Below are 425 nucleotides of genomic sequence, written 5' to 3' on the forward strand. Positions count from 1 at the left end.
AAGAACGTACAAAGTATAGTAGAAACGATAAACTCGATAACGGAACAAACCAACCTGTTGGCACTAAACGCAGCGATAGAAGCGGCAAGGGCAGGGGAAGCGGGAAGAGGATTTGCAGTTGTAGCGGATGAGATAAGGAAGTTAGCGGAAGAATCAAGGAATGCAACGGATGAAATATCCGAAATACTAACCAACATAACGCAAGGAACGAACAAAGTAAACGAATCGACGAACAAGGTAGTAGGAACGATAGGAGAAATAAACGAAAAGATGGAGAATGTACAGAAAAGTTTCAATCGTATAAAAGAAAGGATAGAAAGGATGGACCAAGGGATAGAAAACATGACGGCAAGTGCAGAGGAACAAAGTGCGAGTGCACAAGAGATGAGCACAGCGATGGACAGGGTAGCGAAAGCGGTGACAGA

1 protein-coding gene is annotated in these 425 nt (G+C 43.8%); it reads left to right on the plus strand.

What is annotated here, in order from left to right:
* A partial coding sequence (locus BZ25_RS10150) for a methyl-accepting chemotaxis protein (RefSeq protein WP_233552372.1) occupies window positions 1–425 on the plus strand: 425 nt, incomplete at both ends.

The sequence above is a fragment of the Petrotoga sp. Shatin.DS.tank11.9.2.9.3 genome, from assembly GCF_003665005.1.
Lineage (GTDB): Bacteria > Thermotogota > Thermotogae > Petrotogales > Petrotogaceae > Petrotoga > Petrotoga mobilis.